This window comes from Nonomuraea composti (assembly GCF_012034275.1).
Classification (GTDB): Bacteria; Actinomycetota; Actinomycetes; order Streptosporangiales; family Streptosporangiaceae; genus Nonomuraea; species Nonomuraea composti.
This window is the reverse complement of record NZ_JAATEP010000002.1, coordinates 239,192-262,541: the sequence shown is the minus strand read 5'-3', so window position 1 is coordinate 262,541 and position 23,350 is coordinate 239,192. Positions and strand designations below refer to the sequence as shown.

The 23,350-nt window shown below is 74.4% G+C and carries 19 protein-coding genes; 3 read left to right on the top strand and 16 right to left on the bottom strand.

Annotated features, from left to right (window positions below; all coding sequences use genetic code 11):
- Positions 1-278: 278 nt before the first annotated feature.
- The 8 genes from HCN51_RS04035 to HCN51_RS04000 all read right to left on the bottom strand — a co-directional run bounded on the left by HCN51_RS04035 (position 279) and on the right by HCN51_RS04000 (position 10,816).
- Entirely contained in the window at positions 279-1,505 is a 1,227-nt protein-coding gene (locus HCN51_RS04035; RefSeq protein WP_168006869.1) for an SUKH-4 family immunity protein, read from the bottom strand.
- 188 nt (positions 1,506-1,693) lie between these two features.
- Positions 1,694-2,092 (bottom strand): VOC family protein, encoded by a 399-nt coding sequence (locus HCN51_RS04030; protein WP_168006867.1) that lies wholly within the window; start codon positions 2,090-2,092, stop codon positions 1,694-1,696.
- A gap of 137 nt (positions 2,093-2,229) precedes the next feature.
- Positions 2,230-2,616: a hypothetical protein gene (locus HCN51_RS04025; protein ID WP_168006865.1), complete on the bottom strand. Its 387-nt coding sequence runs from the start codon at positions 2,614-2,616 to the stop codon at positions 2,230-2,232.
- A gap of 99 nt (positions 2,617-2,715) precedes the next feature.
- On the bottom strand, positions 2,716-3,903 hold the full coding sequence (locus HCN51_RS62105; RefSeq protein WP_168006863.1) for a molybdopterin-binding protein: 1,188 nt from the start codon (positions 3,901-3,903) through the stop codon (positions 2,716-2,718).
- A 62-nt stretch (positions 3,904-3,965) separates the two neighbouring features.
- Entirely contained in the window at positions 3,966-5,804 is a 1,839-nt protein-coding gene (locus HCN51_RS04015) for an allophanate hydrolase (protein WP_168006861.1), read from the bottom strand.
- Entirely contained in the window at positions 5,801-9,358 is a 3,558-nt protein-coding gene (uca, locus tag HCN51_RS04010) for an urea carboxylase (RefSeq protein WP_346433529.1), read from the bottom strand. Before uca ends, HCN51_RS04015 begins: the two co-directional genes overlap by 4 nt.
- Positions 9,351-9,974 (bottom strand): urea amidolyase associated protein UAAP2, encoded by a 624-nt coding sequence (locus tag HCN51_RS04005; protein WP_206066534.1) that lies wholly within the window; start codon positions 9,972-9,974, stop codon positions 9,351-9,353. The genes uca and HCN51_RS04005 overlap by 8 nt, the downstream gene beginning before the upstream one ends.
- A complete protein-coding gene (locus HCN51_RS04000) occupies positions 9,974-10,816 on the bottom strand; it encodes an urea amidolyase associated protein UAAP1 (protein WP_206066533.1) in 843 nt (280 codons plus the stop codon). The genes HCN51_RS04005 and HCN51_RS04000 overlap by 1 nt, the downstream gene beginning before the upstream one ends.
- Before the next feature lie 235 nt (positions 10,817-11,051).
- On the opposite strand from HCN51_RS04000, the gene HCN51_RS03995 reads away from it, so the two are divergent.
- Entirely contained in the window at positions 11,052-12,602 is a 1,551-nt protein-coding gene (locus tag HCN51_RS03995) for an amino acid permease (RefSeq protein WP_168006855.1), read from the top strand.
- Here HCN51_RS03995 and HCN51_RS03990 read toward each other — a convergent pair.
- On the bottom strand, positions 12,531-13,214 hold the full coding sequence (locus tag HCN51_RS03990) for a TetR family transcriptional regulator (RefSeq protein WP_168006853.1): 684 nt from the start codon (positions 13,212-13,214) through the stop codon (positions 12,531-12,533). The two genes, HCN51_RS03995 and HCN51_RS03990, sit on opposite strands and share 72 nt — an antisense overlap.
- 312 nt (positions 13,215-13,526) lie before the next feature.
- Between HCN51_RS03990 and HCN51_RS03985 the strand changes: the two genes are divergently transcribed.
- Entirely contained in the window at positions 13,527-13,967 is a 441-nt protein-coding gene (locus HCN51_RS03985) for a cupin domain-containing protein (protein ID WP_168006851.1), read from the top strand.
- Positions 13,968-14,037: 70 nt separating this feature from the next.
- Here the strand turns inward: HCN51_RS03985 and HCN51_RS03980 are convergent, their stop codons facing one another.
- The 7 genes from HCN51_RS03980 to HCN51_RS61060 form a co-directional block, all read right to left on the bottom strand.
- Positions 14,038-14,265: a hypothetical protein gene (locus HCN51_RS03980; protein ID WP_168006849.1), complete on the bottom strand. Its 228-nt coding sequence runs from the start codon at positions 14,263-14,265 to the stop codon at positions 14,038-14,040.
- A gap of 20 nt (positions 14,266-14,285) precedes the next feature.
- A complete protein-coding gene (locus HCN51_RS03975) occupies positions 14,286-15,944 on the bottom strand; it encodes a sodium:solute symporter family protein (RefSeq protein WP_346433528.1) in 1,659 nt (552 codons plus the stop codon).
- Between the two features lie 61 nt (positions 15,945-16,005).
- Positions 16,006-17,070, bottom strand: coding sequence for a ferritin-like domain-containing protein (locus tag HCN51_RS03970; RefSeq protein WP_206066532.1), 1,065 nt, complete (start codon positions 17,068-17,070; stop codon positions 16,006-16,008).
- Positions 17,071-17,103: 33 nt separating this feature from the next.
- The gene (locus HCN51_RS58945) at positions 17,104-17,382 is read right to left on the bottom strand and encodes a WhiB family transcriptional regulator (RefSeq protein WP_168006845.1); all 279 of its coding nucleotides are present in this window, start codon (positions 17,380-17,382) and stop codon (positions 17,104-17,106) included.
- The gene (locus tag HCN51_RS03960) at positions 17,360-18,127 is read right to left on the bottom strand and encodes an alpha/beta fold hydrolase (protein WP_168006843.1); all 768 of its coding nucleotides are present in this window, start codon (positions 18,125-18,127) and stop codon (positions 17,360-17,362) included. The genes HCN51_RS58945 and HCN51_RS03960 overlap by 23 nt, the downstream gene beginning before the upstream one ends.
- 6 nt (positions 18,128-18,133) lie before the next feature.
- Positions 18,134-19,093, bottom strand: a complete 960-nt coding sequence (locus HCN51_RS03955; protein WP_168006841.1) for an alpha/beta hydrolase — start codon at positions 19,091-19,093, stop codon at positions 18,134-18,136.
- A 131-nt stretch (positions 19,094-19,224) separates the two neighbouring features.
- The gene (locus tag HCN51_RS61060) at positions 19,225-22,242 is read right to left on the bottom strand and encodes a LuxR family transcriptional regulator (protein WP_168006839.1); all 3,018 of its coding nucleotides are present in this window, start codon (positions 22,240-22,242) and stop codon (positions 19,225-19,227) included.
- Between the two features lie 233 nt (positions 22,243-22,475).
- On the opposite strand from HCN51_RS61060, the gene HCN51_RS03945 reads away from it, so the two are divergent.
- Complete coding sequence (locus tag HCN51_RS03945; RefSeq protein ID WP_346433527.1) at positions 22,476-23,174, top strand: sigma-70 family RNA polymerase sigma factor; 699 nt, start codon at positions 22,476-22,478, stop codon at positions 23,172-23,174.
- Positions 23,175-23,350: the final 176 nt, after the last annotated feature.

Sequence of the window (23,350 nt, the reverse complement as noted above, 5' to 3'; positions counted from 1 at the left end):
TGGCGGTTACTGGGCCAGCCGCCATCGACGAGGACAACTCACTGCCCGGCCGTCGAGGACGACCGGGACGTCGTCACGCCTGACGTGCCGGTCACGTTCCGCGGCGGCGCGGGCATCGGCTTCTTCGCGCGGCGCGCCGCCTCCCAGTCCTCGGGACATGCACATGAACGGCCCGGCCTCCCGTTACGCGCCGACCGGCTCGTCGAACACGTCGTCGGTGACCGGCAGGAGTCCCAGGCGTTGGCGCAGCGGCACCACCACAGCCTTTCGGGCAGGTATCAGGCGGGGTCGAGGATGAAGGTCGTGCCCTCGTCCTGCGGTACCTGCACCGCCAGCCCGGCAGCGGCCAGGGCCGCGCCGATCTCCTCAGGGTCGCCCGCCCAGCCGAGGTGGAGCTGCTCGACCAGGTCGCCCCTGACGTCGAAGGCGCTGTCGTGGCTCTGGGTGTTCCAGAAGACGGCCTTGAGGGCCTCCGTGTCCTGGCTGCGTTCGGCCACCCGCTCCCAGCAGCCCGACGTGGTGGGCCAGAGCGCGGGCTCGGCCACGTACCCCTGGGCGGCCAGAAGTTCGAAGGCCCGCAGGACGCGGCACAGGTCGGACGGCTCCTCGGCGGCCAGGCAGGTCACGGTGCCTTCGCCCGGCTCGGTAGGGCCGTGGGCCGCGGCCATGAGCCGGTCCATCGCGGCTTCGAAGTCCTCCGGATCGTCTTCCGGGTCCTCCTCGGGCACGCGGAGCACGAGCCCCTCCCAGGCGAAGGCCGACTGCAGTTCCGATGCCAGGCCGCCCCTCCAGCGCACGTCGACGTCCCGCAGCAGGGTGCCGTCGGCCGCGAACGCGTCCGTGAAGTCGGGGGGCAGAGCCAGCAGCCCCCACTCACCGGTCGCGGACGCGAACTCCTCGCCGGTGACGTGCCGCCAGCCCTTCTCCTCCAGCCGGTCCAGAGCCCGGTCGAACGCCTCGGCGTGCGACGCGGCGGGCGCCCGCTCCCTTTCCCGCCTGGCCGCCGCCCGCCGGTGACGCGCGACCACCATCGCCCACCAGCAGTGCGGGTGCCGGAACGCCTCGGGGTCGAGCGTCTGCAGACTCGCGGCGATCTCCGCCAGGCGGGCCTTGTCGTCGGCGGGACGCTCCGCCGGCGACGCGTCCGCGTACGCGCCCAGCCGCTGGACGAACTCGGCGAAGGACGCCAGCGAGGTGTTCACGACCTCGAACTTCAGCCCCTCGTCACCGCCGTCCAGATCGACCAGGACGACGGCGCCCTCGTCCACGTCGAGGAAGAACACCATGTCGCCGTCCTGATGCGGCCCGCCCACGATCAAGCCGTGGTTGCCCTCGGCCAGCGGGACGACGGCGAACAGCCCGAGCGGCCCGTCGGGAATGTCGGTGCTGAAATGCCCGCCCGCGGAGCGGGGGAGCCCGGTCTCGGTGAGCAGCACGAGGTCGGCCTCGCGAAGCCCGAGCTCCTTGCCCTTCTCGACGTCCAACGTGACGGCTTCGGTCATCATGATCCCTCCGTGGTGACGAACCACGCAGGATAGTGATCAAGAAGGCTGCAGGTGCGGTGATTGCGGAATCAGGGGCCCGCGCCGGCCGAGCGGAGCGTCCGTGACCCTGAGCGCCTCATCGCGGTGCCCGTCCATGCCGGACGCGCCGGTGCCCGCACATCGCGCCGGGGCACCGACCTGCCCGGGTGTCAGCGGGCGAGGCGGGCGGCGGCCTCCGGGGTGACGGGGGCGAAGAAGTTGACGAGGTTGCCGTCGGGGTCGCGCAGCAGCAGCGACCGGTTGCCCCACGGCATCGTGCGGGGCTCGGTGACGAAGCCTGTGACCTGGCCGGACAGGTTCTCGTACACGCGGTCCACGTCCTCGACGAGGAACTCGATGATCACGCTGTGGTTGTCGGCGGGCCGGGAGGATCCGGGGGCGAACAGCGGGACGGTGCGGGTGCCGGCGATCGCCAGCGTGGCGGTGGCCGACCTGATCTCGGCGAACTCCTCGGTGGACCAGCGGGCTCGCAGGCCGGTGGCCTGCTCGTAGAAGCCGGTGAGGCGGGCGACGTCATCGGTGATGACGCGGATCGAGACGAAGTCCATGGCGTTTCTCCTGTATGAGGGCGTGTTTTCTCTGCCGCCTCGCACGTTACGACCGATTGTGGACGGAATCGGTCCAGTATTCGCCATGAGTTTGGCCGGCTCGTCCCCGAGGAGACGAGCCGGTGCCGCGTGGGTCGTCAGCCTCGGCGGTGGTCCTCACCGGGGCAGAAGGTGAGGCGGCTGTTCTTGATCGAGGTGAGGTTGTCCAGGCTCATCCAGCCGTAGGTGCCGGTGCCCTTGACGCGGGCGAACACCCAGTGCTTGCCGTATCTGTTCCTGGTCCAGCAGTGGAAGTAGAGGACCTGGCCCCTGTGCAGCTTGGCGACGTTCCCGCAGGCGGCGTACGGGGCGGTCTTGAGGTTGAAGGACCCCCGCATGACGCCCGTGCCGTCGTCGACGTTCGCCGTTCTGGGGGCCGGGCAGCCGGGCAGCGCGGCGGCCGACGCGGCCGGTGCGCTCAGCAGGCTCGCCGCCAGCGCGCCCCCCAGCGCCAGCACCCCCGCGGTCTTCGATGACAGTCTCATGCTCTCTCCCCGTTGCATGATCTCCTTTGCTGCGAGGACCGTAGGGAGGCGCGCTTGAGAGCGCCTTGCCGATCTCTTGCACGGGCGGGCCCGTGGCGCTCACGTCCGCAGGAGGATCAGCGGTACGGCAGCGCCGGGCTCGTGGCCGTGCGGGACGGCGGCCAGGGCGTCGCCGAGGGCCGCGCCGTTGAGGAAGGCCGGGCGGTCGCCGCCGAGTGCCCGCACGCCGGCGCCGTCCCAGACGACCGGGACGATGCGGGTGCGGCCGGCCGGCACCGGGATCGGGGTGAGCAGCGGCGCCTGCGGCAGGCTCCCGAGCGGGCGCCCGGACAGGCCCGCCAGGAGCGGGCCGAGCAGCGTGTGCGCGGCGGTCAGCGCGGCGAACGGGTTGCCGGGCAGGCCGATGACGTACGGGCCGCCGCGCGGGCGGGCGAGCAACGCGGGATGCCCGGGCCGGGAGGCGACGGAGTCGACGATCCAGCGGGCGTCACGCTCGGCGAGCAGGCGGCGCAGCCCGTCGGTGACGCCTACGGACGTGGATCCGGTGACCACGACGACGTCGGCGTCCGACGCGGCCGTCACCGCCTCGGCCAGCGCGGCGTCGGGCTCGTCGGGCACGTGGGCGAGGCCGGCCAGGTCGCCGCCGAGGTCGGCGACCAGCGGCGGCAGCAGCGGGCCGAGCGCGTCGCGCACCCGGCCCGGGCCGGGCAGGCCGTGCCGGGCCAGCTCGTCCCCGGTGACGATGGCCCGGACGCTGGGTCTGCGGCGGACCGGCAGCTCGTCGTACCCGCAGGAGGCGGCCAGGCCGAGCAGCGCCGGCCCCACCGGAGCGCCGGCGGGGGCCAGACTTGTACCGGCCGGTGCGTCCTCGCCCGTCCGCCGGATGTGCTTGCCGCCCGGCAGCTCGGGGCCGGTCACCTGGCCGTCGCCCGTGGTGGCCGACTCGACCGGCAGCACCGCGTGCGTGCCGGGCGGGACGACGGCGCCGGTCGAGATCTCCACCGCCTGCCCGTCCGCCAGCCGCTCCCCCTCCCACGGCCGGCCGGGACGGGCGCTGCCCGCGATCGTCCAGGGCCCCGGCCCCGCCACGGCGAAGCCGTCCATCGCGGAGGTGTCGAAGGCCGGCAGCGGGGTCGCCGCGACGAGGTCGTCCGCCAGCACCAGCCCTGCCGCCCGGCCGAGCGGGACCTGCACAGGTGGGGTCGGCTCGGCCGCCTCGTGCGCGAGCTGCCTCGCCGCCGCCCAGGCGACGTCCTGACGGGTTTCCTGATCGGCTGCCGTGACCACGCCTCACGGTCCCATCCGCGGCCTGTCACATGCAACTCGACCCGTCGAGCCATCGCACCCGGTCAGGAGCTCGCCAGCCAGGCGCGCCAGCCGCCGTGCTTCGTGATGTCCTCGGCGGCCGCGGCCGCCTCGTGCGTGCAGCCGAAGCCCACCGCCCAGCGGCCGTCGGACAGCTCGACCGGGCCCAGCGTCATGGGTGCGGGCAGGCCCGCCAGGAAGCGGCCGAGCGCCCCTTCCGAGATCAGCCACACCTCGCCGTCGATCGGCGCCCCGTCCCCGGGGCCGACCCTGACCAGGCCCGGCTTCGGGGGCACGGTGTCGAGCACGCGCAGGGCGTAGGCGGAGGAGGTCCGCGCGGGCCGCTCCCACCGGGCGCCGAGCCGCCGCAGCTCGTGCTCCAGCGGCTGGCCGGCCAGGTGGGCGCCGACCACGAACAGCTCGACGGCCCGCACGCCGCCGTCCGCGATCGCCGCCGGCCACGGCACAAGAGCGGCCGGCGACGAGACGGGCGGCGACGAGGCGGGCGGCGACGAGGCGGGCGGCGACGAGGCGGGCGGAACCGGCGCGCCCAGTGGCGGGGCGGCCTGCGACGGGGCGGTCAAGTATGGGGGGTCGCCCGCGTACTCCGCCGGCGGCTCGGGGTGGACGAGGACGCGGCGGGCCAGGTCGAGGGCGACCGCGTCGTGGAACGGCCGGGCCAGCACCGTGACGCCGAACTGGGCGGTCCCCCGTTCCGGCCCCTCGTCGACCGTCCCGGACGGCACCGCGACCGCGCACAGGTCGAACAGGTTGCAGAAGTTCGTGTACGTGCCGACGCGCGAGTTGACCGCCACCGGCTCGGCCGCGACCTCCGCCACCGTGGGATGGCATGGCGCCGTCGGCACGAGCAGCGCGTCGAAGCCGTCGAGCAGCCCCATGCACTCCTGCCGCAGCCGCTCCAGCCGGGCGAGGTCGCGCACGAGGTCGGAGGCGGCGACCCGCCCGGCCCGGCTGATGATCGCGCCCACGGTGGGGTCGACCTCCTCCGGATGGGCGTCGACGAACGCGCCGACGGCGGCGTGCCGCTCGGCGACGAGCGCGCCGTCGTAGAGCAGCCGGGCCGCCGCCAGGAACGGCTCGATCCGGATCGGCTCCACCACGGCGCCGTCCGCTCGCAGGCGCTCGACGGCGTCCGCGAACGCCGCGCCCCATCCGGGGGCCATCGCGGGCAGGTCGCCGGGGACGGCGACGCGGGCCTTCGGTGGTGCGGCCAGGGGTGCGTCGGCCAGCCAGGGCCGGGTGCCCGGGCCGCCCGCCATCGCGGCCATGGCGGCGCCGGCGGTGCCGAGGTCCCGCGCCATGATCGTGACCGCGTCGTACGAGCGGCAGGCCGGCACGACCCCGGCCACGGAGACGGTACCGAGCGTCGGCTTGATGCCCACGATGCCCTGGAACGCGGCCGGCACCCGCCCGGAGCCCGCCGTGTCGGTGCCGATCGCGATGTCGGCCAGGCCGAGCGCCACCGCGACCGCCGAGCCCGAGCTCGAACCGCCCGACACGAACGCCGGCCGGCGCGCGTCACGCACCCCTCCGTACGGGCTGCGCTGCCCGACCAGGCCAGTGGCGAACTGGTCGAGGTTCGTCACGCCGACGACCGTCGCCCCGGCGGCCCGCAGCCGCGCCACCGCGGTCGCGTCGGCCACCGCCGGCCCGGACGCGAAGGCGGGGCAGGCGGCGGTCGTCGCGAACCCGGCCACGTCCACGTTGTTCTTCACGGCCAGCCGCAGCCCGGCCAGCGGTCCGGCCGCCACCGCCAGGTCGGCGGCCACGGCGGCCTCGTCCCGGTGCGCGATGAACACCTCCGGCCGCCGCCCCCGCACCACCTCTCGGGCGCTCCCGCCCGCCGCCTCGCCGGCGGTCATGCCCGCGGTCCCAGGACGACCAGGCAGTCCCCCGGGGCGACTTGGGTGCCAGGGGTGGCGCGCACGTCCGTCACGACGCCCGCGGCCGGTGCCGTCAGGTACGTCTCCATCTTCATGGCCTCCAGCGCCACCAGCGTCTGCCCCTCCTCGACCACGTCGCCCACCGCGACTTCCACCTTCCACACGTTCGCCACGAACGGCGCGTCCAGCCGCGCGCCGCCGTCCGGCACGATCACCTCGGCGGGCGGGGCGGGCTCGACGGCCGCCGCCTGCTCGGCGCGGGTGAACTCGCCCGCCGCCTCCCAGGCCCGCCGCTCGGCCGCGAACGCCGCCGCCTGCGTGGCGCGGAACGCGGCGATCGACGCGGCGTTGTCGGCGAGGAAGCGCTCGTGCTCGGCCAGCGAGAAGGACCCGTCGGCGGCGTCGATGGACGTCCGGCCGGCGGCGAGGTCGGCCCGCAGGTCGAGCAGCTCCTCCGGCGTGACGGGGTACCAGCGGATGCGGTCGAAGAAGCGCAGCAGCCACGGGTCCTCGCCGGGCGCCGGGTGGGTGCGCCACACCTGCGTGGTGCGCCCCACGAACTGGTAGCCGCCCGGCCCCTCCATGCCGTAGACGCACAGGTAGGCGCCGCCGATGCCGACGGAGTTCTCCGCCGTCCAGGTGCGGGCGGGGTTGTACTTGGTGGTGACGAGCCGGTGCCGGGGGTCGAGCGGCGTCGCGACGGGGGCGCCGAGGTAGACGTCGCCCAGCCCGAGCACCAGGTACTCGGCGTCGAACACAATGCGGTGGACGTCGTCCACGCTACCGAGCCCGTTGATGCGGCGGATGAACTCGATGTTCCACGGGCACCAGGGGGCGTCGTCGCGCACCCCGGCCATGTACCGCTCGATGGCCTCTCTGGTGGCGGGGTCGTCCCAGCTCAGCGGCAGTCTCACCGTTCGGCTGGGGACGACCAGGTCGGCGGTGCGCGGCAGGGTGGACTCCAGCTCGGCGAGCAGGCCGAGCAGGCGCGGCACCGGCAGCACGCCGGGGTCGACGTGCACCTGGAGGGAGCGGATGCCGGGCGTCAGGTCGAGCACGCCGGGCTCGGCGAGGCCGGCCAGCGCGGTGTGCAGGGCGTGGACGCGGGCGCGGAGGGCGAGGTCGAGCACCTGGTCGCCGTACTCGACGAGGACGTTGTCGTCGCCCTGCCGCCGGTACGTCACGGCGGGCCCGTCACCGCCGTCGAGCCGCCGCAGCACGCCGTCGTCACCGTCGCCGCCCGTCGCCGGCACCGTCGGGCGGCGCGGGACGGAGCCGGCGCGGACCGGGACGAACGAGACCGTGTCACCGGGCCGGAGCTGGCCCAGCTTCCACCGCTCCCCCGACACCACCGTGACGGGGCAGACGAAGCCGCCGAGGCTGGGGCCGTCCGGGCCGAGCAGGATCGGCGTGTCGCCGGTGAAGTCGAGCGCTCCGACGGAGTAGGGCGTGTCGTGGATGTTGGACGGGTGCAGCCCGGCCTCGCCGCCGTCGCGCCTGGCCCAGGCGGGTTTGGGGCCGGTCAGGCGGACGCCGGTGCGGGCGGAGTTGAAGTGCACGCCGTAGCGGGTGGCGTAGAGCTGCTCGATGTCGGCGCGGGTGAAGAACTCGGGCGCGGCGTGCGGCCCTTCGGTGACGCCGAGCTCCCAGTGCTGCCCGAACCGGGGTCGAACGTCCTCCGGTACAGGGCCGACGGTGGTGGTGGCGGTGGGGAAGGTGCGCAGGACGTCGCCGGGGCGCAGCGCGCGCCCGCCGTGCCCGCCGAAGCGCCCCAGGGTGAAGGTGGCCGCGCTGCCGAGGTAGTGGGGCACGTCCAGCCCGCCCGCGAAGGCCACGTAGGTGCGCAGCCCGGCGGTGGCGTCGCCGACGTGCAGGGTGGCTCCGGCCGGCACGAGGACGGGCGCCCACATCGGCACGGGCGCGCCGTCCACGGTGACGGCCGCCGGGGCGCCGGTGACGCAGACGAGCGTGTCGTGGCTGACCAGGAGGGAAGGGCCGGTGGCGGTGCATTCCAGGCCGGCCGCGTTCTCGTCGTTGCCGAGGGCGAGGTTGGCCAGGCGCAGCGAGCGGTCGTCCATGGCGCCGCTAGGCGGCACGCCGACCTGCCAGTAGCCGACGCGCCCGTCGGCGTCCTGCACGGTGGTCATCATGCCGGAGCGCACGACGGTGATGCGCGGCTCGGGGTCGCCGACGCCGGCGAGGGTGCCGGTGGTGTGCGTGGCGGCCCTGAACTCGGGGACGCGGACGGCGGCCCGCAGCAGGCCGAGGTTGACCTCGATGCCGTCGGCGCGGGTGGCGGCGAGGGCGTCGCCGAGGCGGTCCAGCGCCTCCTCGCGGGTGCCGCCGGTGGCGATCACCTTGGCCAGCATCGGGTCGTACGCGGTGGACACCTCGGTGCCGGTCTCGGCCCAGCCGTCGACGCGGATGCCGTCCCCTGACGGCAGCTGCACGCGGGTCAGCACGCCGGCGCTGGGGCGGAAGCCGGCGGCGGGGTCCTCGGCGTACACGCGGGCCTCGACGGCGTGCCCGGTCACCGGCACCTCGCCGGCGGCGAGGTAGGGGGCGAGGAAGGAGTCGTCGCCGCCGGCCAGGCGCAGCATCCAGGCGACCAGATCGGTGCCGGTGACCTGCTCGGTGACCGGGTGCTCCACCTGGAGGCGGGCGTTGACCTCCAGGAACGAGAACTCCTCGCGTTCGGCGTCGTACACGAACTCGACGGTCCCGGCCGAGCGGTAGCGGATCGCGGCGGCCAGGTCGCGGGAGGTGCGGTGCAGCAGCTCCCGTACGTGGGCGGGCAGCGCCGGGGCGGGCGCCTCCTCCACGACCTTCTGGTTGCGCCGCTGCAGCGAGCAGTCGCGGTCGCCGAGGGTGACGACGCCGCCCCTGCCGTCGCCGAAGAGCTGCACCTCGACGTGGCGGGCGCGCTCGACGTACCGCTCGGCGAAGACGCCGGCGGAGCCGAAGCTGCGCAGCGCGAGGCCGGTCACCCGGTCGTAGGCGGCCCGCAGTTCCTGGGGGGTGCGGCACACCGTCATGCCGATGCCGCCGCCACCGCCGGTGGCCTTGAGCATGACGGGGTAGCCGATGGCCTCGACCTCGGCGACGGCGTGGTCGGCGTCCGCGAGCAGGCCCGTACCGGGGAAGACCGGCACTCCGGCGGCGACGGCGACCGCGCGGGCGGTGTGCTTGTCGCCGAACGTCCGCAGGTGCGCGGGCTCCGGGCCGGCGAACGCCAGCCCCGCCCCCTCGACCAGCTCGGCGAAGCCGGCGTCCTCGGCGAGGAACCCGTAACCGGGGTGGACGGCGTCGGCGCCGCTCTCCTTGGCGGCGCGCAGGACCGCCTCCGCGTCGAGGTAGGACGCGGCGGGACCGAGCGGGACGGCCTCGTCGGCGAGCCGGACGTGCGCGGCGGCCCGGTCGATCTCCGAGAACACCGCGACCGTGCGCAGGCCGAGCTGCCGCGCGGTGCGGATGATGCGGCAGGCGATCTCGCCGCGGTTGGCGACCAGGACGGTACGGATGAGCTCAGCCACCGGCGTGCACCACCATTTGAGCGCGGCTCGGGTCGAAGCCGTTGCACGGGTTGTTGATCTGCGGGCAGTTGGAGACGACGACGAGGGTGTCCTTCTCCGCGCGCAGGGCCAGGGACAGGCCGGGCGCCGAGATGCCGTCCACGATGCCGAGCGCCCCGTCGGGATCCACGGGCACGTTCATGAACCAGTTGACGTTGGACACCTGGTCGCGCTTGCCCATGCCGTACTTGGCCAGCTCGGCGAGGAAGTTGTCGGCGCAGGCGTGCTGGGCGTAGGTGTGGTGGCCGTAACGCAGGGTGTTGGACTCGCGGGAGCAGGCGCCGCCGAGGGTGTCGTGCCGGCCGACCTCGTCGGCGACGACGGTGAGCAGCGGCTCGGACTCGTTGTCCCGCAGGACGCTCCCGGTCGTCAGGAAGATCGTCTCCTGCTCCTGGAGGGTCGCCTGGGCGCTGTAGGCGCGCCAGGAGCGGTGGGCGTCGTAGGCGAGGAAGTCGACGGCCTGGTTGCCGTCGAGGTCGGTGATGACGAGCACCTGCCCCCGCGTGAGCACCCACGACCAGGGGGCGCGCGGCGGTACGGTCTCCCGGTGCAGCTCGGCCCCGAACGCGTGCGTCATCACAGTCCCCTGCCCTTGCGGTGGTCGGCGGTGTTCTCGTAGGCGCGCCGCCCTTCGGGCGTGGCGTTCCATTGCGGGTCGTTCGGCGTGGTGACGCGGTCCCGCCAGGCGAGGATCTCCAGCGGGGTGACGGTGTAGCCGGGGCGCGGGTCGAGCGGGTGGGCGGCGTTGGCGAGCAGGACGACGACGGGCAGCTCGGTCCGCAGGGTCACGCTCGCGCCCGGCCCGGCCGAGCCCTGCCATTCCGGACGTCCGTCGGCGTCGATCCGCACGCCCTGGAACAGGGAGATCGACGGGGGCAGGTCGCGCCGCTCCAGGCCGTTCTTGGCGCCGGCCAGCGCGAGCAGCTCCCGCCCGGCGGGGCTGGGGCCCTGGGGCGAGCCGTCGCCGTAGCGCCGCTCGTTCCTGGCCCTGGTGGAGGTGCCGTAGAGGGTGTCGTGCCGGCCGGAGCCGTCGTGGAGGATGGTGGCCAGGACCCGGGCCTGGTCGCTGAGCAGCAGGTACGACGCGCCGGCGTACACCTGCCACTGCACCTTGACCGTGTCGGCGACGTTGAGCCGCTCCCAGGGCATGCCGGCGTGGAAGAGCAGCAGCGACGCGCAGGCGTCGCCCTCGGGGTCGGTGAGGCGGATCGCGGTGCCGGGGGCGAGCACGCGGTGGGCGTAGCCGCCGGCGGGGACGCGGTCCGCCCAGACGAGGTCGCCGGCGGCGACGCCTTCGGGCGGGTTCTCCCAGCGCGCGGCGGGCACGGTCGGCGCGGTGTGGACCGCGGTGCCCTCCTGGGCGCGGGCGTGGGCGCGCGCACCGGCGGTGGTGGCGGTCCCGTTCTGGAGTGTGGTCACGACGCTCCTCGTAATTTCTGTCGCTTGACAGAAACTGTGTCCGGCGGAGCGAACGCGCATGGGTCGCCGCGGTAAATCCGGTGTTAAGCGGGGCTCACCCGGGCAACACGCCCGCCGTGAGCAGGGTGGGCGGTGAGCTTTGCGTTACGGCAGATGAACGCCGGCGTCACGAGGCGGAAACCACGGGCCCGTACATATCGGTCAACCGACAGAAATTCGACCGCCCGGAGCCCCGATGGACGTCACCGCCACTCCCCCGCCCCCCACCGACGAGGCCGCGCTGCGCACGTTCGGCTACCGCCAGGAGCTGCACCGCAGCATGGGCAGGTACGCCTCCTTCGCCGCGGGCTTCTCCTTCATCTCCGTGCTCACCACGGTCTTCCAGTTCTTCGCCATCGGATACTCCTTCGGCGGCGCCGCCTTCTTCTGGACCTGGCCCGTCGTGCTGGCCGGGCAGCTCCTGGTCGCGCTCTGCTTCGCCGAGCTGGCCGCCCGCTACCCCATCTCCGGCTCCATCTACCAGTGGTCGACCCGGCTCAGCACGCCCGCGTTCGGCTGGTTCGCCGGCTGGATCATGATTCTCGGGCAGATCGTCGTCATCGCCGCCGCGGCGCTCGCCCTCCAGGTGGTGCTCCCCTCCATCTGGTCCGGCTTCCAGCTCGTCGGCGGCGACCCCGCCCCGACCACCGCCACCGGCGCGGCCAACGCCGCCATCCTCGGCCTGGTCCTGCTCGCGCTCACCACCGCCGTGAACGTCATCGACAACCGCGTCCTCGCCAGGGTCAACAGCATCGGCGTCACCACGGAGATCATCGGGGCCGTGCTCATCGTCGTCCTGCTGCTCACCCACGCCGAGAACGCGCCCGGCGTCACCTTCAGCACCGGCGGGCAGGGCGGGGCCATCGGGGCGCTGCTGGTCGGCTCGTTCACCGCCGCGTACGTGCTCATCGGCTTCGACAGCGCGGGCGAGCTGAGCGAGGAGACCCGCAACCCGCGGCGGGTCGCGCCCCGCACCATCCTGACCGCGCTCACGGCGGCCGGGCTGCTCGGCGGCCTCATCATCTTCGCCGGCCTGCTCGCCGCCCCCAGCCTCACCGACGGGCGGCTGGCCACCGAGGGCCTGTCGTACGTGCTCACCAGCAGCCTCGGCGACTGGGTCGGCAAGCTGCTGCTGGCCGACGTGACCGTGGCCATCGCCGTGGCCACGATGGCGATCCAGACCGCCGCCACCCGCATGCTGTTCTCCATGGCCCGTGACGGCGTCGTCCCCTTCTCCGGCGCGCTGTCCAGGGTCTCCCCCCGCACCGGCATGCCGACCGGGCCCGCGCTGGTCACCGGCGTGCTCGCGGCCGCGATCCTGCTGCTCAACTTCGCCTCGCCCGAGGCGTTCCTGGCCATCGGCACCACCTGCATCGTGCTGCTCTACCTCGCGTACGCGATGGTGACGGGCCCGCTGCTGGCGCAGCGCCTGCGCGGCCCCTGGCGCGGCGGCGCGCCGGCCGGCACCGCGGAGGACGGGACGCCGCTGTTCAGCATGGGCCGCTGGGGCCTGCCGGTGAACGCGCTGGCCTTCTGCTACGGCCTGGCCATGACCGTCAACCTGGCCTGGCCCAGGGCCGAGGTGTACGCGCCGATCACCGGCCACTGGTTCTTCCAGTGGTTCACGCTGCTCTTCCTCGCGGCGGTCGTCGCCCTCGGCCTGCTCTACCGCCGGCTACGCCGGACCGGCAGCGTCGCCGCCGCTGCCGCCGAGCCCCTGCCGGTCGCCAACGCCGGCCAGGCGTAGCGCCGCGTCGGCGGTGGCGGCCGCCAGCGTCTCGATGACGCCGGCGGCCAGCTCGCCCGGAGTGTCCCTGCGGATCAGGATCACGCCCTCGATCAGCGCGAACAGCAGATCCGTGCGCAGCTCCCTGTCGGCGGGCGCCAGCGCCGCCCCGGCCGGGGTCTCGGCCAGCAGCCGCCCGTAAACGCCCTTCAGCTCCTCCCGCATCCCCCGGAACCCGGCGAACCGCTCCGTGCGCACCTCCGGCAGCAGGTAGAGCGCCCCCAGGTTGTACGGCCCCGAGCACAACAACCTGGCGTCACGATGGCACAGCTCCCACAGCCGCTCCTCCGGTGTGGCGCCGGCCAGGGCGCCCACCGCCTCCAGCGAGGGCCGCACCGTGCTCTCCAGCAGCTCGGCGAGCAGATCCTCCTTGCCGCCGAAGTAGTGGTAGAGCGACGCCTGCCGGATCCCGGCCCGCTCGGCCAGCGCCCTCGTGGTGGTGGCGGTGTACCCGTGGATGGTGAACAGCTCCGCCGCCGCGGCCAGGATCTCCTCGCGCGGGCTCAGCCCGCTGCGCGGGCGCGCCACGGCGCGCGGCCTGCCTACCTTGCGAACGGGGGAAGCGGCACTCACCGCACGATCCTCGCACACCACCGGGCAGGGCCGATCCTGTCACACCCGGCCGGGGCCGCCCGGTCGTCTCCTTCGGAGCCCGTCGGGGGGAGACGACAGGAGCGGCTGGCGTACCCGCTGTCGCTCGCGGCGCCGGCTGAAGAGCTGCCCACGATTCCCACTCTTATCAGCAACGGTCACCAGCGGCTCCCCGTGCGCCTGCGCCCCGCCGGGTAGGAAACCCGCCGCGCCCTGTCACGCATCGGGGCCGCCGCCCGGTCTGAGCTGTACAGGGCCGGATCGAACCGGCCCCTCCATAGAGAAGGACATCCGATGAGCACCGATCACGCTCACGCCCACCACCTGGACAACCCCGACAAGAGCGGCCCGCCGCCGAGGATCGACGTGGTCGCCACCGTGCCGGGCGCGCCGCCCGCGCCGGCGGGGGCCGAGGCGATGACGATCCTGGTCACGCTGCCGCCGAACAGCCCCGGCGCGCCACCGCACCGGCACTCCGGGCCCGCGTACGGGTACGTGGTCAAGGGCGCCGTCAACTTCGAGCTCGAAGGCGACCCCGTGCGGGTGGTCCGGGCCGGCGAGGCGTTCTGGGAGCCCGGCGGGGACGTGATCCACTACCAGGACGGCAACCACTTGTCCGACGAGGAGTCGGCGTTCGTGGTGACGATGTTCTGCGCGCCGGGGCAGCCGATGCTGATCCCGGTCAGCCAGGAGGAGCTGGAGGCCCGCAAGGACCGGCGCGCACCGCGGTCGTGACCGAGGCCCGGAGCTGAGCAGAGGTCACCGAGCAGCATCCCCTGCTCGGTGGCCTCTGCTTTTGCCGTCGTCATTCGATGCGGACCGGCCGCAGGCGGGCGGAGATCGCGAAGGCGGCGGCGACGGCCAGCATGCCGAGGCCGGCCCACAGGTTGGCGTTGACGTCGCCGGTCTTGGCCCGGTCCGCCGCCGTGTCCGCGACGAGCCCGAGGATGATCAGTACGGCGCCGTAGAAGCCGATCAGGGCGGCGATGACGACGCGGATGTCGAACGCGCTCGCCTTGCGCGGTGTGGTCATGTCCGGCTCCTCGCGAGTGGTCATCGGAAGATCACGTTCAGGGTGGTGACGAGCAGCAGGGACAGGCCCGCGAGCTTGACCGGCGTCCGGTACCACGGCAGCCGGGTCGCGGCCGGGTCCGTGCGCAGCCTGGCGGGCGTCTCGGAGAAGACGAGCCCGCCCAGCTCCGCCGCCGGTTTCGGCGCGGTGACCAGGCTGACCAGCACGCTCACCACGAGGTCCACGACGAACGCCACGCCGGCCGACACGAACGCCGCACCCTGGCCGGGCAGGGAGATGGCCCCGAGCTCGTTGGCCAGCCACACGGCGATCGCGCCGAGCGTCCCGGACACCAGCCCCGCCCATCCGGCGGTCGCGGTCATGCGCTTCCAGAGGATGCCGAGGATGAACGTGGCGAACAGCGGCGCGTTGAAGAACCCGAACAGCGTCTGCAGGTAGGTCATCAGGTTGCCGTAGCCGGCGGCGATGAACGCGGTGCCGATCGCCAGCAGCGTCGCGCCGACCGTGGCCCACCGGCCGACCTTCAGGTAGTAGCCGTCGGAGCGGCCCTTCTTCACGTACGTCTGCCACAGGTCGTAGCTGAAGACGGTGTTGAAGGCGGAGATGTTGGCGGCCATGCCGGCCATGAACGCGGCCAGCAGCCCGGTCAGGGCGACGCCGAGCAGGCCGGTGGGCAGCGTGTCGCGGATCAGCAGCAGGATCGCGTCGTTGTAGGTGACCCCGGCGGCCGGGTCGCCGGCCTTGAGCCGGGCCACCTCGGGCACCAGCACCCCGGCGATCATGCCGGGGATCACGACGACGAACGGGATGAACATCTTCGGGAACGAGGCGATGATCGGCGTGTTGCGCGCGGCGGTCGTCGAGCTGGTCGCCATGGCCCGCTGCACCTCGACGAAGTTCGTCGTCCAGTAGCCGAAGGAGAGCACGAAGCCCAGCCCGAACACGATCCCCGCCACCGACAGGACCGGGCTGCCGAACCCGGCCAGCGCGGTGCCCGGCCACGAGCGCAGCTCCTCGCTGTCCTGGATGCGGTCGATCAGCCCGCCGACGCCGCCGACGCGGTTGAGCCCGATGAGGGTGAGCGGCAGCAGCGCGGCGACGATGACGAAGAACTGCAGCACCTCGTTGTAGATGGCCGCCGACAGCCCGCCGAGCGTGATGTAGCTGAGCACGATCGCGGCGGCCAGGATCAGCGCCACCCACAGCGGCCAGCCGAGCAGGCCGTTGACGACGGTGGCCAGCAGAAACAGGTTGATCCCCGCGATCAGCACCTGGGCGAGCGCGAACGTGATCGCGTTCACCAGGTGCGCGCCGGGGCCGAAGCGGCGGCGCATGAACTCCGGCACGCTGCGCACCTTCGACCCGTAGTAGAACGGCATCATGACGACGCCGAGGAACAGCATGGCGGGCACGGCGCCGATCCAGTAGTAGTGCATGGTCGGCATGCCGTACTCGGCGCCGTTGGCCGACATGCCGATCACCTCGACGGCGCCGAGGTTGGCCGAGATGAACGCCAGCCCGGTGATCCAGGCCGGCAGCGAGCGCCCCGACAGCAGGAAGTCGAGGCTGCTGGAGATCCGCCGGCGCGCGGCCACCCCGACGAGCAGGACGACGGCGAAGTAGATGAGGATCAGCGCGTAGTCGACGGGTTCCGCGCCGATCCTCAAGGGGTTGTCCACGACAAGATCCTCCTGGGATGTCTTTCCGGCCACCCGGAGGCGGGCCGGGCGACGACGCCGCTTACGGGCGCGAATCGAGCGGCACGTACTCGAAGGTCGGGCCGGCGACGGTGCCGCCGCCGTCGGGCAGTTGCATCAGGGCGGCGGCCTGCCCCTTGAGGCCGTACATGGTGCCGACGGCGGTGCCGAGCAGCTTCGGGTCGCCGTTGAACGCCTGCTCCAGCTGGTTCAGCAGCGTGCGGTAGGTGCGGTTGAACTCCTCCTGCGCCGTGCGCACGTCGCTGCCCGGCGCGTGGTCCGACAGCCGCGGGTCGGGCCGCATCGGGCGGACGGCGGCCAGGTTCACCGCGATCGGCTCGCCGGTGGGGCCGGACTTCGGGGAGTCGCCGCGCCGGTAGCGGCGGCCGAGCTTCAGCTCCTCGAAGCGGAAGTAGTGGGCGACCTCGTCCCGGTCGGGGTGGAAGATGTCGTGGTCGCCGTCCCAGACCTGGCCCCTGGAGGTGCCCTCGCCCTGCTCGACGATCTCCTCCAGCGCCCCGAGCGCCGACTCCAGGTCCTCCACCGCGAACAGCGTGCCCGCCGTGTGCCGGAAGTGGGTGCCGCTCACCTGGCGGGCGGGGTCGCCGCTGAACACCTCGCGCTCGCCCAGCCGCTCGCACAGGTGGCGCAGCCCTCGCTCGATGGCGTCGTAGAACTGCCCGATCGTCTCGTACCCCTCGCTCTCCGGCGGCGCGCCGGGCGGCGCCGGCTGCTCCAGGCGCAGGAACATCTCCAGCGCCTGCGGCCCGAACGGCAGCAGCGACAGCTCCAGCGCGCTGTGGGGCAGCCGCCGGGGGTAGGGCGGCAGCATCTCGGGCGTGTCGAGGCGCGGCCGGCCCCCGACGGCGTTGAGCAGGTTCGCCGCCAGCGCCAGGTGCAGCATCTCCTCGGCGAACACGCTGCCGACCACCTCCACGGCGTCGGGGTTGCGCTCCGGGTCCAGGGAGTACAGGGCGCACAGGTACGGCGGCAGCGTCGCGTGCTCCAGCTCGATCGCCCACTGCAGGTGCTCCCGCAGGCTGTCGATCGTGTCGATCGGTGCCGGGCCGGGAGCCGCGCTGCCGCGTCCCGGTTCCAGGTCGTTCATCGGGTCCTCTTCGATGGGAGTGGTAGGGAAGGGTCAGGCCGTGGCCAGGCCCCGGCGGCCGCGCAGGCGGCGGCGCTCCTCAGGGGTGGTGCCGCCCCACATGCCGTCCGGCTCGCCGGTGCTCAGCGCCCAGTCGAGGCAGATCGCCCGCACGGGGCAGCCCTGGCAGATGCGCCGGGCCTGCTCCTCGCGGTGGCCGGGATGGTCGGCCCAGGTGATGGGGAAGAACAGCGCCGGGTCCGCGTCCTGGCAGGCGGCGCGGGCGGTCCAGCGTAAGGGCGAACGGGGCTCACGACCCGGCTGAGCGGCCACGGTCTCCGCCTTCCGGCGCCGGGTGGCTCCGCCAGTGCTCCTCAAGGGCGGCGGCCACCTGCTCGGGCCGCTGCAGCGGCGGCCAGTGGTTGCAGTCGAGCTTGACCACCCGCTCCGCCCGGACGGCCCGGCCCAGCTCGTCGGCGAACTCCACCGGGCACGCCGGGTCGCGCGAGCCCCAGATGACGAGGCAGGGCGCGCTCACCTTCGCCAGCTCCGGCTCCCACTCGGCGCCCATCGTCAGCGCCGACCGGTAGAGCCGGAGAATGCTGTCCTTCATCGGCTCGTCGACGTGCCGCGTCATCTCGCGCGCCAGGTCCGCGGGCACCTCGAAGCCGGTGGCCACGTCGTCGGCGAACCGGTCCGGGTCGAGGCCGGCCATGAACCGGTCACCCTCGGCCGGGTCCTGCCAGGTCCGCGCCAGGGGATGCCACGCGTAGCGGGCGCTGATCGGGCCGTTCCCGCCCGCCCAGGTCCGTACCAGGTCGGGCCGCAGGGACGCGACCCGGGCGGTCAGGATGCAGCCCCAGTCGTGGCCGACCAGGTCGACCGGCTCGCCGACCTGCTCCAGCCGGTCGATCAGCCAGGCGGCGTACTCCTCCTTGGTGCTGCCGAACCCGGCCGGGCGCGGGGCGCCGAAACCCGGCAGGTCCCACGCCTCCACGTCCGTACGCGTCAGGTGCCGGCGCACGCCCGCCCAGACGCGATGCGTGTCGGGAACGCCGTGAATGAGGATCGCGGGCACCGGCCGTCACTTCCCCGCGTCGCCGCGCAGGGCGGCCTTGAGCACCTCGACGGCCTGGGCGGTCGCGGCCCGCGCGGCGCGGGTCTCGCGCACGGGGTTGAGCATCATGAAGTCGTGCAGCGTGCCGTTGTAGCGGACGCTGGTCGTCGGCACGCCGGCCTGCGTCAGCTTGCGGGCGTACGCCTCTCCCTCGTCGCGCAGCACGTCGTTCTCGTCCACGATGACGAACGCGGGCGGCAGGCCCGCCAGGTCCTCCAGGCTCGCGCGCAGCGGGGAGGCGGTGATCTCGGCGCGCTGGGCCGGGTCGGCGATGTACGCGTCCCAGAACCAGGCCATCGCCCTCGCCGTCAGGTGAGGGCCGTTCGCGAACTCGCGGTAGCTGCCGGTGTCCTGGCCCGCGTCCGTCACCGGGTAGTACAGCGACTGGTGCACGAAACGCACGTCGCCGCGCCGCTTCGCCATGATCGTCAGAGCCGCGGTCATGTTCCCGCCGACCGAGTCGCCCGCCACCGCCAGCCTGGACGCGTCCAGGCCCTCCGCCGCGCCTTCCTTGACGATCCACTGGGCGGTCGCGTACGCCTGCTCGATCGCCACCGGGTAACGCGCCTCCGGCGAGCGGTCGTACTCGACGAACACCACCGCCGCGCCCGTCCCCACGGCCAGCTCGCGGACGAGGCGGTCGTGGGTGCCCGCGTTGCCCAGCACCCAGCCGCCGCCGTGCACGTACAGCACCGCGGGCAGCGTGCCCGCCGCGCCCGCCGGCTTGACGATGCGCACCCGCACGTCGCCGGCCCCGGCCGGCACGATGATCCACTTCTCGTCGACGTCCGGCATGGGCACGGGGCCCGCCTGCACGTCGTCCAGCAGCTTGCGGGCGCCGGCCGGGCCCAGCTCGTACACGAACGGGGGCTTGGCCGCGGCCTCGGCGAACGCCTGCGCGGCCGGCTCCAGGATGGGGTTGTTCATGGGCGGTCTCCGTTTCGCTCACTGGCGACCGGCCTTCCCGGCCGGCCCTCGCCCCCTTGGACCGGACGGCGCCCGCCGTTCGTGACAGGGGCGGGGAGAGGCGGTCGCACGGCGCGAGGGGGACGGCGCCGTCAGGCGGTGGCCGCCGCCTCCCCGGCCGCCGCGTCCCCGCCTGGGGCGCGCGGGGCGGTGGGGTGGGCGGGGAGGGTGGTGCGCAGTTGCTTGCGGGACGTGATGCCGAGCTTGGTGAAGACCTTGCGCAGGTGCCATTCGACGGTGTTCGGGCTGATGTAGAGCTGGGCGCCGATCTCCGGGTTGGTCAGGCCCTCGGCGGCCAGGCGGGCGATCTGCGCCTCCTGGGCCGTGAGCGCCGGGCCCGCCTCGGCGGGACGCCTGCGGATCGTCTCGCCGGTGGCCTGCAGCTCCCGCCGGGCACGCTCGGCGAACGCGTCCGCGCCCATCGCGCCGAGCAGCTCGTACGCCAGGCCCAGCTGCTCGCGGGCGTCGACCCGGCGCCCCTCCCTGCGCAGCCACTCACCGTAGAGCAGGCGGGCGCGGGCGAGCGCCGTCCGGACCCCGGCCCGGCCCAGCCGCTCGATCGCCTCCCGGTACAAGGCGTCGGCCGCCGGCCCCTCGCTGACCTGGGCGCGCGCGTTCGCCGACGTGCCGCGCGCCCAGTCGGTGCCGCTCGCGCTGGCCATCTCGTCGAGCCTGCGGGCGGCCTCGGCGGCGCGGCCCGGCCGCCCGCTCCTGGCGGCGGCCTCGACCAGCTCGATCGTGGACCAGGTGGACAGCCCCAGCTCCAGCGGATGCTCGGCGCCGCGCTCGGCCGCCTCGTACGCCTCCTCGTAGCGGCCGTGCCCGTTGTGCAGGACGGCCCTCGCCCACTCGGTCGCGCTGGCCACCTTGCCCTCGCCCCGCAGCGCCACGTCACCCGTGATCGTCTCGATGACCTCGCGGGTGGCGGCCTCGTCGCCCTTCCACGGCTCCAGCACCAGGGCGCCGTACTGGGCCATGAAGCGGCTGCCCGTCACCTCGCCGATGGTCGCCGCCTCCGCCACCAGCGCGCCCGCGCCGGCCAGGTCGCCCGCCAGCACCCGGGCCGACAGGAGCAGCAGGAGCGCCGACGGCAGCACCGACAGGGCACCCGTCTCGCGGGCCAGCTCGACCAACCGGTTCGACAGGGCCGCGTAGCCGTCGAAGTCCCACACGTCGTGGGCCATGCGGCAGGCGAGCGGGAGCCAGCCGAGGCCCTCCTCCCGGGAGATCTCGCCGGTACGGAAGGCGTCCAGGGCCCGCAGCACCATCGGGGCGCCCGTCGCGTACCCCTCGGTGATCGCCGTCGCCGTCCCGGCCAGGAGCAGGTCACCCCGCCCCGGCCGCGGCCCCGGCGGCGCGGCGAGCGCCGCCCTGGCGACATCGGCCACCTGAGCACCGCCCGCCACCCGAGCGCCGTGCACCGTCTCGGCGTTGCCCGCGCTTCGAACGCCGTCCGCCGCCTGGGTGTCGTAGGCCGCCTGGCCGCCGCCGGCCACCCGGGCGTCCCCCGCCGGCTGAGCGCCGCCGGCCATCTGGGCGCCGGGTGCCCTGTGGCCGCCGTATGCCACCTGGGCGCCGTGCGCCGGCCCGCCACCGCCCGCCATCTGGGCGCCGGTCGCCAGCCTTCCGGCGGTGAGTGCCGCGTACAAAGCGTCGCGGTAGGTCTGGCGGGCCAGGGCCGGGTCCAGGGGCTCCAGGCGTCCGGCCGCCGCGAGCAGGAGCGGGAGCGCGGCGCCGGCGCTGGTGGAGGCGAAGGTGATCTGGCCGCGCAGCAGGCCGGCCTCGGCGAGCTGGTGCTCGTCCAGGGGGCTGAGCTCGGCCGCGTCCAGCAGGCCGCGCGCGACGTCGTACGCCCCCGCCTGGTACTTGGCGCGGGCCGCCGCCAGCCCCCTCGTGCCGCGGCCGGCCGGGTCGGGGGTGAGCTCGGCCGCCCGTTCCAGGAACGCGGCCGCCGCCGCGACGCCGCCGCGTGCCTGGGCCCGGCCGGCGGAGCGTTCAAGCTCGGCGGCCACCGTCTCGTCGGGGGCCGAGGCGGCGTTGGCCAGGTGCCAGGCGCGGCGGTCGGGATCCGAGGCCGGGTCGGTGGCGTCGGCCAGCGCCCGGTGCACGCGCTGCCGCTCCTGCGGCGCCGCCACCCGGTAGGCGGCCGAACGCACCAGCGGGTGGCGGAAGCGCACCCGGGTGCCGATCGTGATCAGCCCCGCCGCCTCGGCCGGCGCCCCGGCGGACGCGTCGATGCCCAGCAGCTCCGCCGCCCGGGCCAGCAACGTCACGTCGCCGACCGGCTCGGCCGCCGCGATGAGCAGCACCTGCTGCGTCGCGGCCGGCAGCGCCCGGACCCGCCGCACGAAGCTCTGCTCGATGTGGCCGGCCAGGGGCCTGGCGTCGGGCCGGCCGAACCCGCCGGCCAGCTCCGCCGGCGTCAGCCCCTTGGGCAGCTCCAGCAGGGCCAGCGGGTTGCCCTGCGTCTCGGCTACGATCCGGTCGCGTACGCGCTCGTCCAGCCGCCCGGGCGTCACCGAGTCGAGCAGGGCGCGGGCGTCGCCGTCGCTCAGCCGCCCCACGCCGAGCTGCGGCAGCCCCGCCAGCTCGGGCTCAAGGTGGCCCTCCCGGACCGCGATCACCAGCCCGATCCGCTCGGCGAGCAGGCGCCGCGCGATGAAGGCGACCGTCTGCGCGGAGACGGTGTCGAGCCACTGCGCGTCGTCGACCAGGCAGATCAGCGGCTCCTTCGCGGCGGCGTCCGCGAGCAGGCTGAGCACCGCCAGCCCCACCAGGAACCGGTCCGGCGGTGTCCCCTCGCTCAGGCCGAACGCCGTGGCGAGCGCCTCGCGCTGCGGCTGCGGCAGGCGTCCGAGACGATCGAGGAAGGGCGCGCAGAGCTGGTGCAGGCCGCCGAACGCCAGCTCCATCTCCGACTCGACGCCGGCCGCCCTGGCCGTCCGGCAGCCCGTGGCGCGCTCGCGTACGTACTCGAGGAGCGCGCTCTTGCCGATGCCGGCCTCGCCCCGCAGGATCTGGACCGAGCTGCGCCCGCCCTGTACGGTCGCCACAAGCCGATCCAGCGTCTCGCACTCCGCCCGCCGCCCGCGGAGCCCTGCGTTCGCCATGGGCACCGAGCCTCCGTCCTCGATCGGCAGGCACCCTGACGTCCTGCGACGGGCCCGGCACCACGCGATCACGGGCCGGCACCCGGGTACTCACCCTAGGGCCCCAGTGGGCACCCGGGTACCCGGACCAGGGTATGGACTACGGCCTCCCCAGGGCGCGACGGAGGGGCCCGAGCAACGACCGTGAAACCAGTGGCATCCGCCGGATGCCGGCTGTGAACGGAGTTGAGATCGTGACCATCAACCTGCTGGAGTCGCGCAGAGACCACATGGAGCCGATCGACGACCGGTCGATCAACGGATGGGACGGCGCCGCCGCGACGTTCGTCAGCGCCGCGCCGCGGCTCTACGCGATCGGGTTGCGCGTGCTTCAGGACGTGGGCGAGGCCGAGGACGTGGTGCAGGAGACGTGGCTGCGCTGGGCCCGCGCGAACCGCTCCGTGGTGGTCAGCCCGGCCGCGTTCCTCGCGCTGACCACCACGAGGCTGGCCATCAACGTGACCCAGTCCGCCCGCAAGCGCCGCGAGACCTCCGCCGGCCCTTGGCTGCCCGAGACGCCCGACCACGCCGCCGGCCCGGAGACGGCGGCCGAGCGGCACGAGGCGGTCGACGGGGCGATCCGGATGTTGCTGGAGCGGCTCACGCCGGCGGAGCGGGCCGTCTACCTGCTGCGCATCGCCTTCGACTACCCGTACCGGCAGATCGGTGAGATCCTCCACCTGGGCGAGGACCACACCCGCCAGCTCCTGCGCCGCGCCCGCCACCACCTGTCGGGCGGGCGGCTCCACCCGGTGGACGCGCTGACGCACCGGCGCCTCGTGCGCGCGTTCCTGTCGGCGGCCCAGACCGGCGACCTCGCCGACCTGGAAGCCCTGCTCGCCACCTCCGTCACCCGCCGGCCCACCACCGCCTCGGCCACCGCCACCCGCTGACCCCCGGCCCATCCCCGCCTCGACCGGCGCGCCGGGCACCACCGCTCGCGCGCCACCCGCGCGCCACCCGCGCGCCACCACGCACCGCCCCCGCACGCCGCCTCTCGCGCTGCACCGCCCGCACGCCGCCTCTCGCGCTCCGCCGCCCGCACGCCGCCGCTCAAGCGTCGCCCCCA

Coding starts and splice junctions, on each gene's coding strand:
- HCN51_RS03995 (WP_168006855.1), top strand. CDS start 11,052: ATGGACGTCACCGCCACTCCCCCGCCCCCCACCGACGAGGCCGCGCTG.
- HCN51_RS04005 (WP_206066534.1), bottom strand. CDS start 9,974: ATGACGCACGCGTTCGGGGCCGAGCTGCACCGGGAGACCGTACCGCCG.
- HCN51_RS61060 (WP_168006839.1), bottom strand. CDS start 22,242: ATGGCGAACGCAGGGCTCCGCGGGCGGCGGGCGGAGTGCGAGACGCTG.
- HCN51_RS04030 (WP_168006867.1), bottom strand. CDS start 2,092: ATGGACTTCGTCTCGATCCGCGTCATCACCGATGACGTCGCCCGCCTC.
- HCN51_RS03955 (WP_168006841.1), bottom strand. CDS start 19,093: ATGAACAACCCCATCCTGGAGCCGGCCGCGCAGGCGTTCGCCGAGGCC.
- HCN51_RS04035 (WP_168006869.1), bottom strand. CDS start 1,505: ATGATGACCGAAGCCGTCACGTTGGACGTCGAGAAGGGCAAGGAGCTC.
- HCN51_RS04015 (WP_168006861.1), bottom strand. CDS start 5,804: ATGACCGCCGGCGAGGCGGCGGGCGGGAGCGCCCGAGAGGTGGTGCGG.
- HCN51_RS04025 (WP_168006865.1), bottom strand. CDS start 2,616: ATGAGACTGTCATCGAAGACCGCGGGGGTGCTGGCGCTGGGGGGCGCG.
- HCN51_RS03985 (WP_168006851.1), top strand. CDS start 13,527: ATGAGCACCGATCACGCTCACGCCCACCACCTGGACAACCCCGACAAG.
- HCN51_RS03980 (WP_168006849.1), bottom strand. CDS start 14,265: ATGACCACACCGCGCAAGGCGAGCGCGTTCGACATCCGCGTCGTCATC.
- HCN51_RS03970 (WP_206066532.1), bottom strand. CDS start 17,070: ATGAACGACCTGGAACCGGGACGCGGCAGCGCGGCTCCCGGCCCGGCA.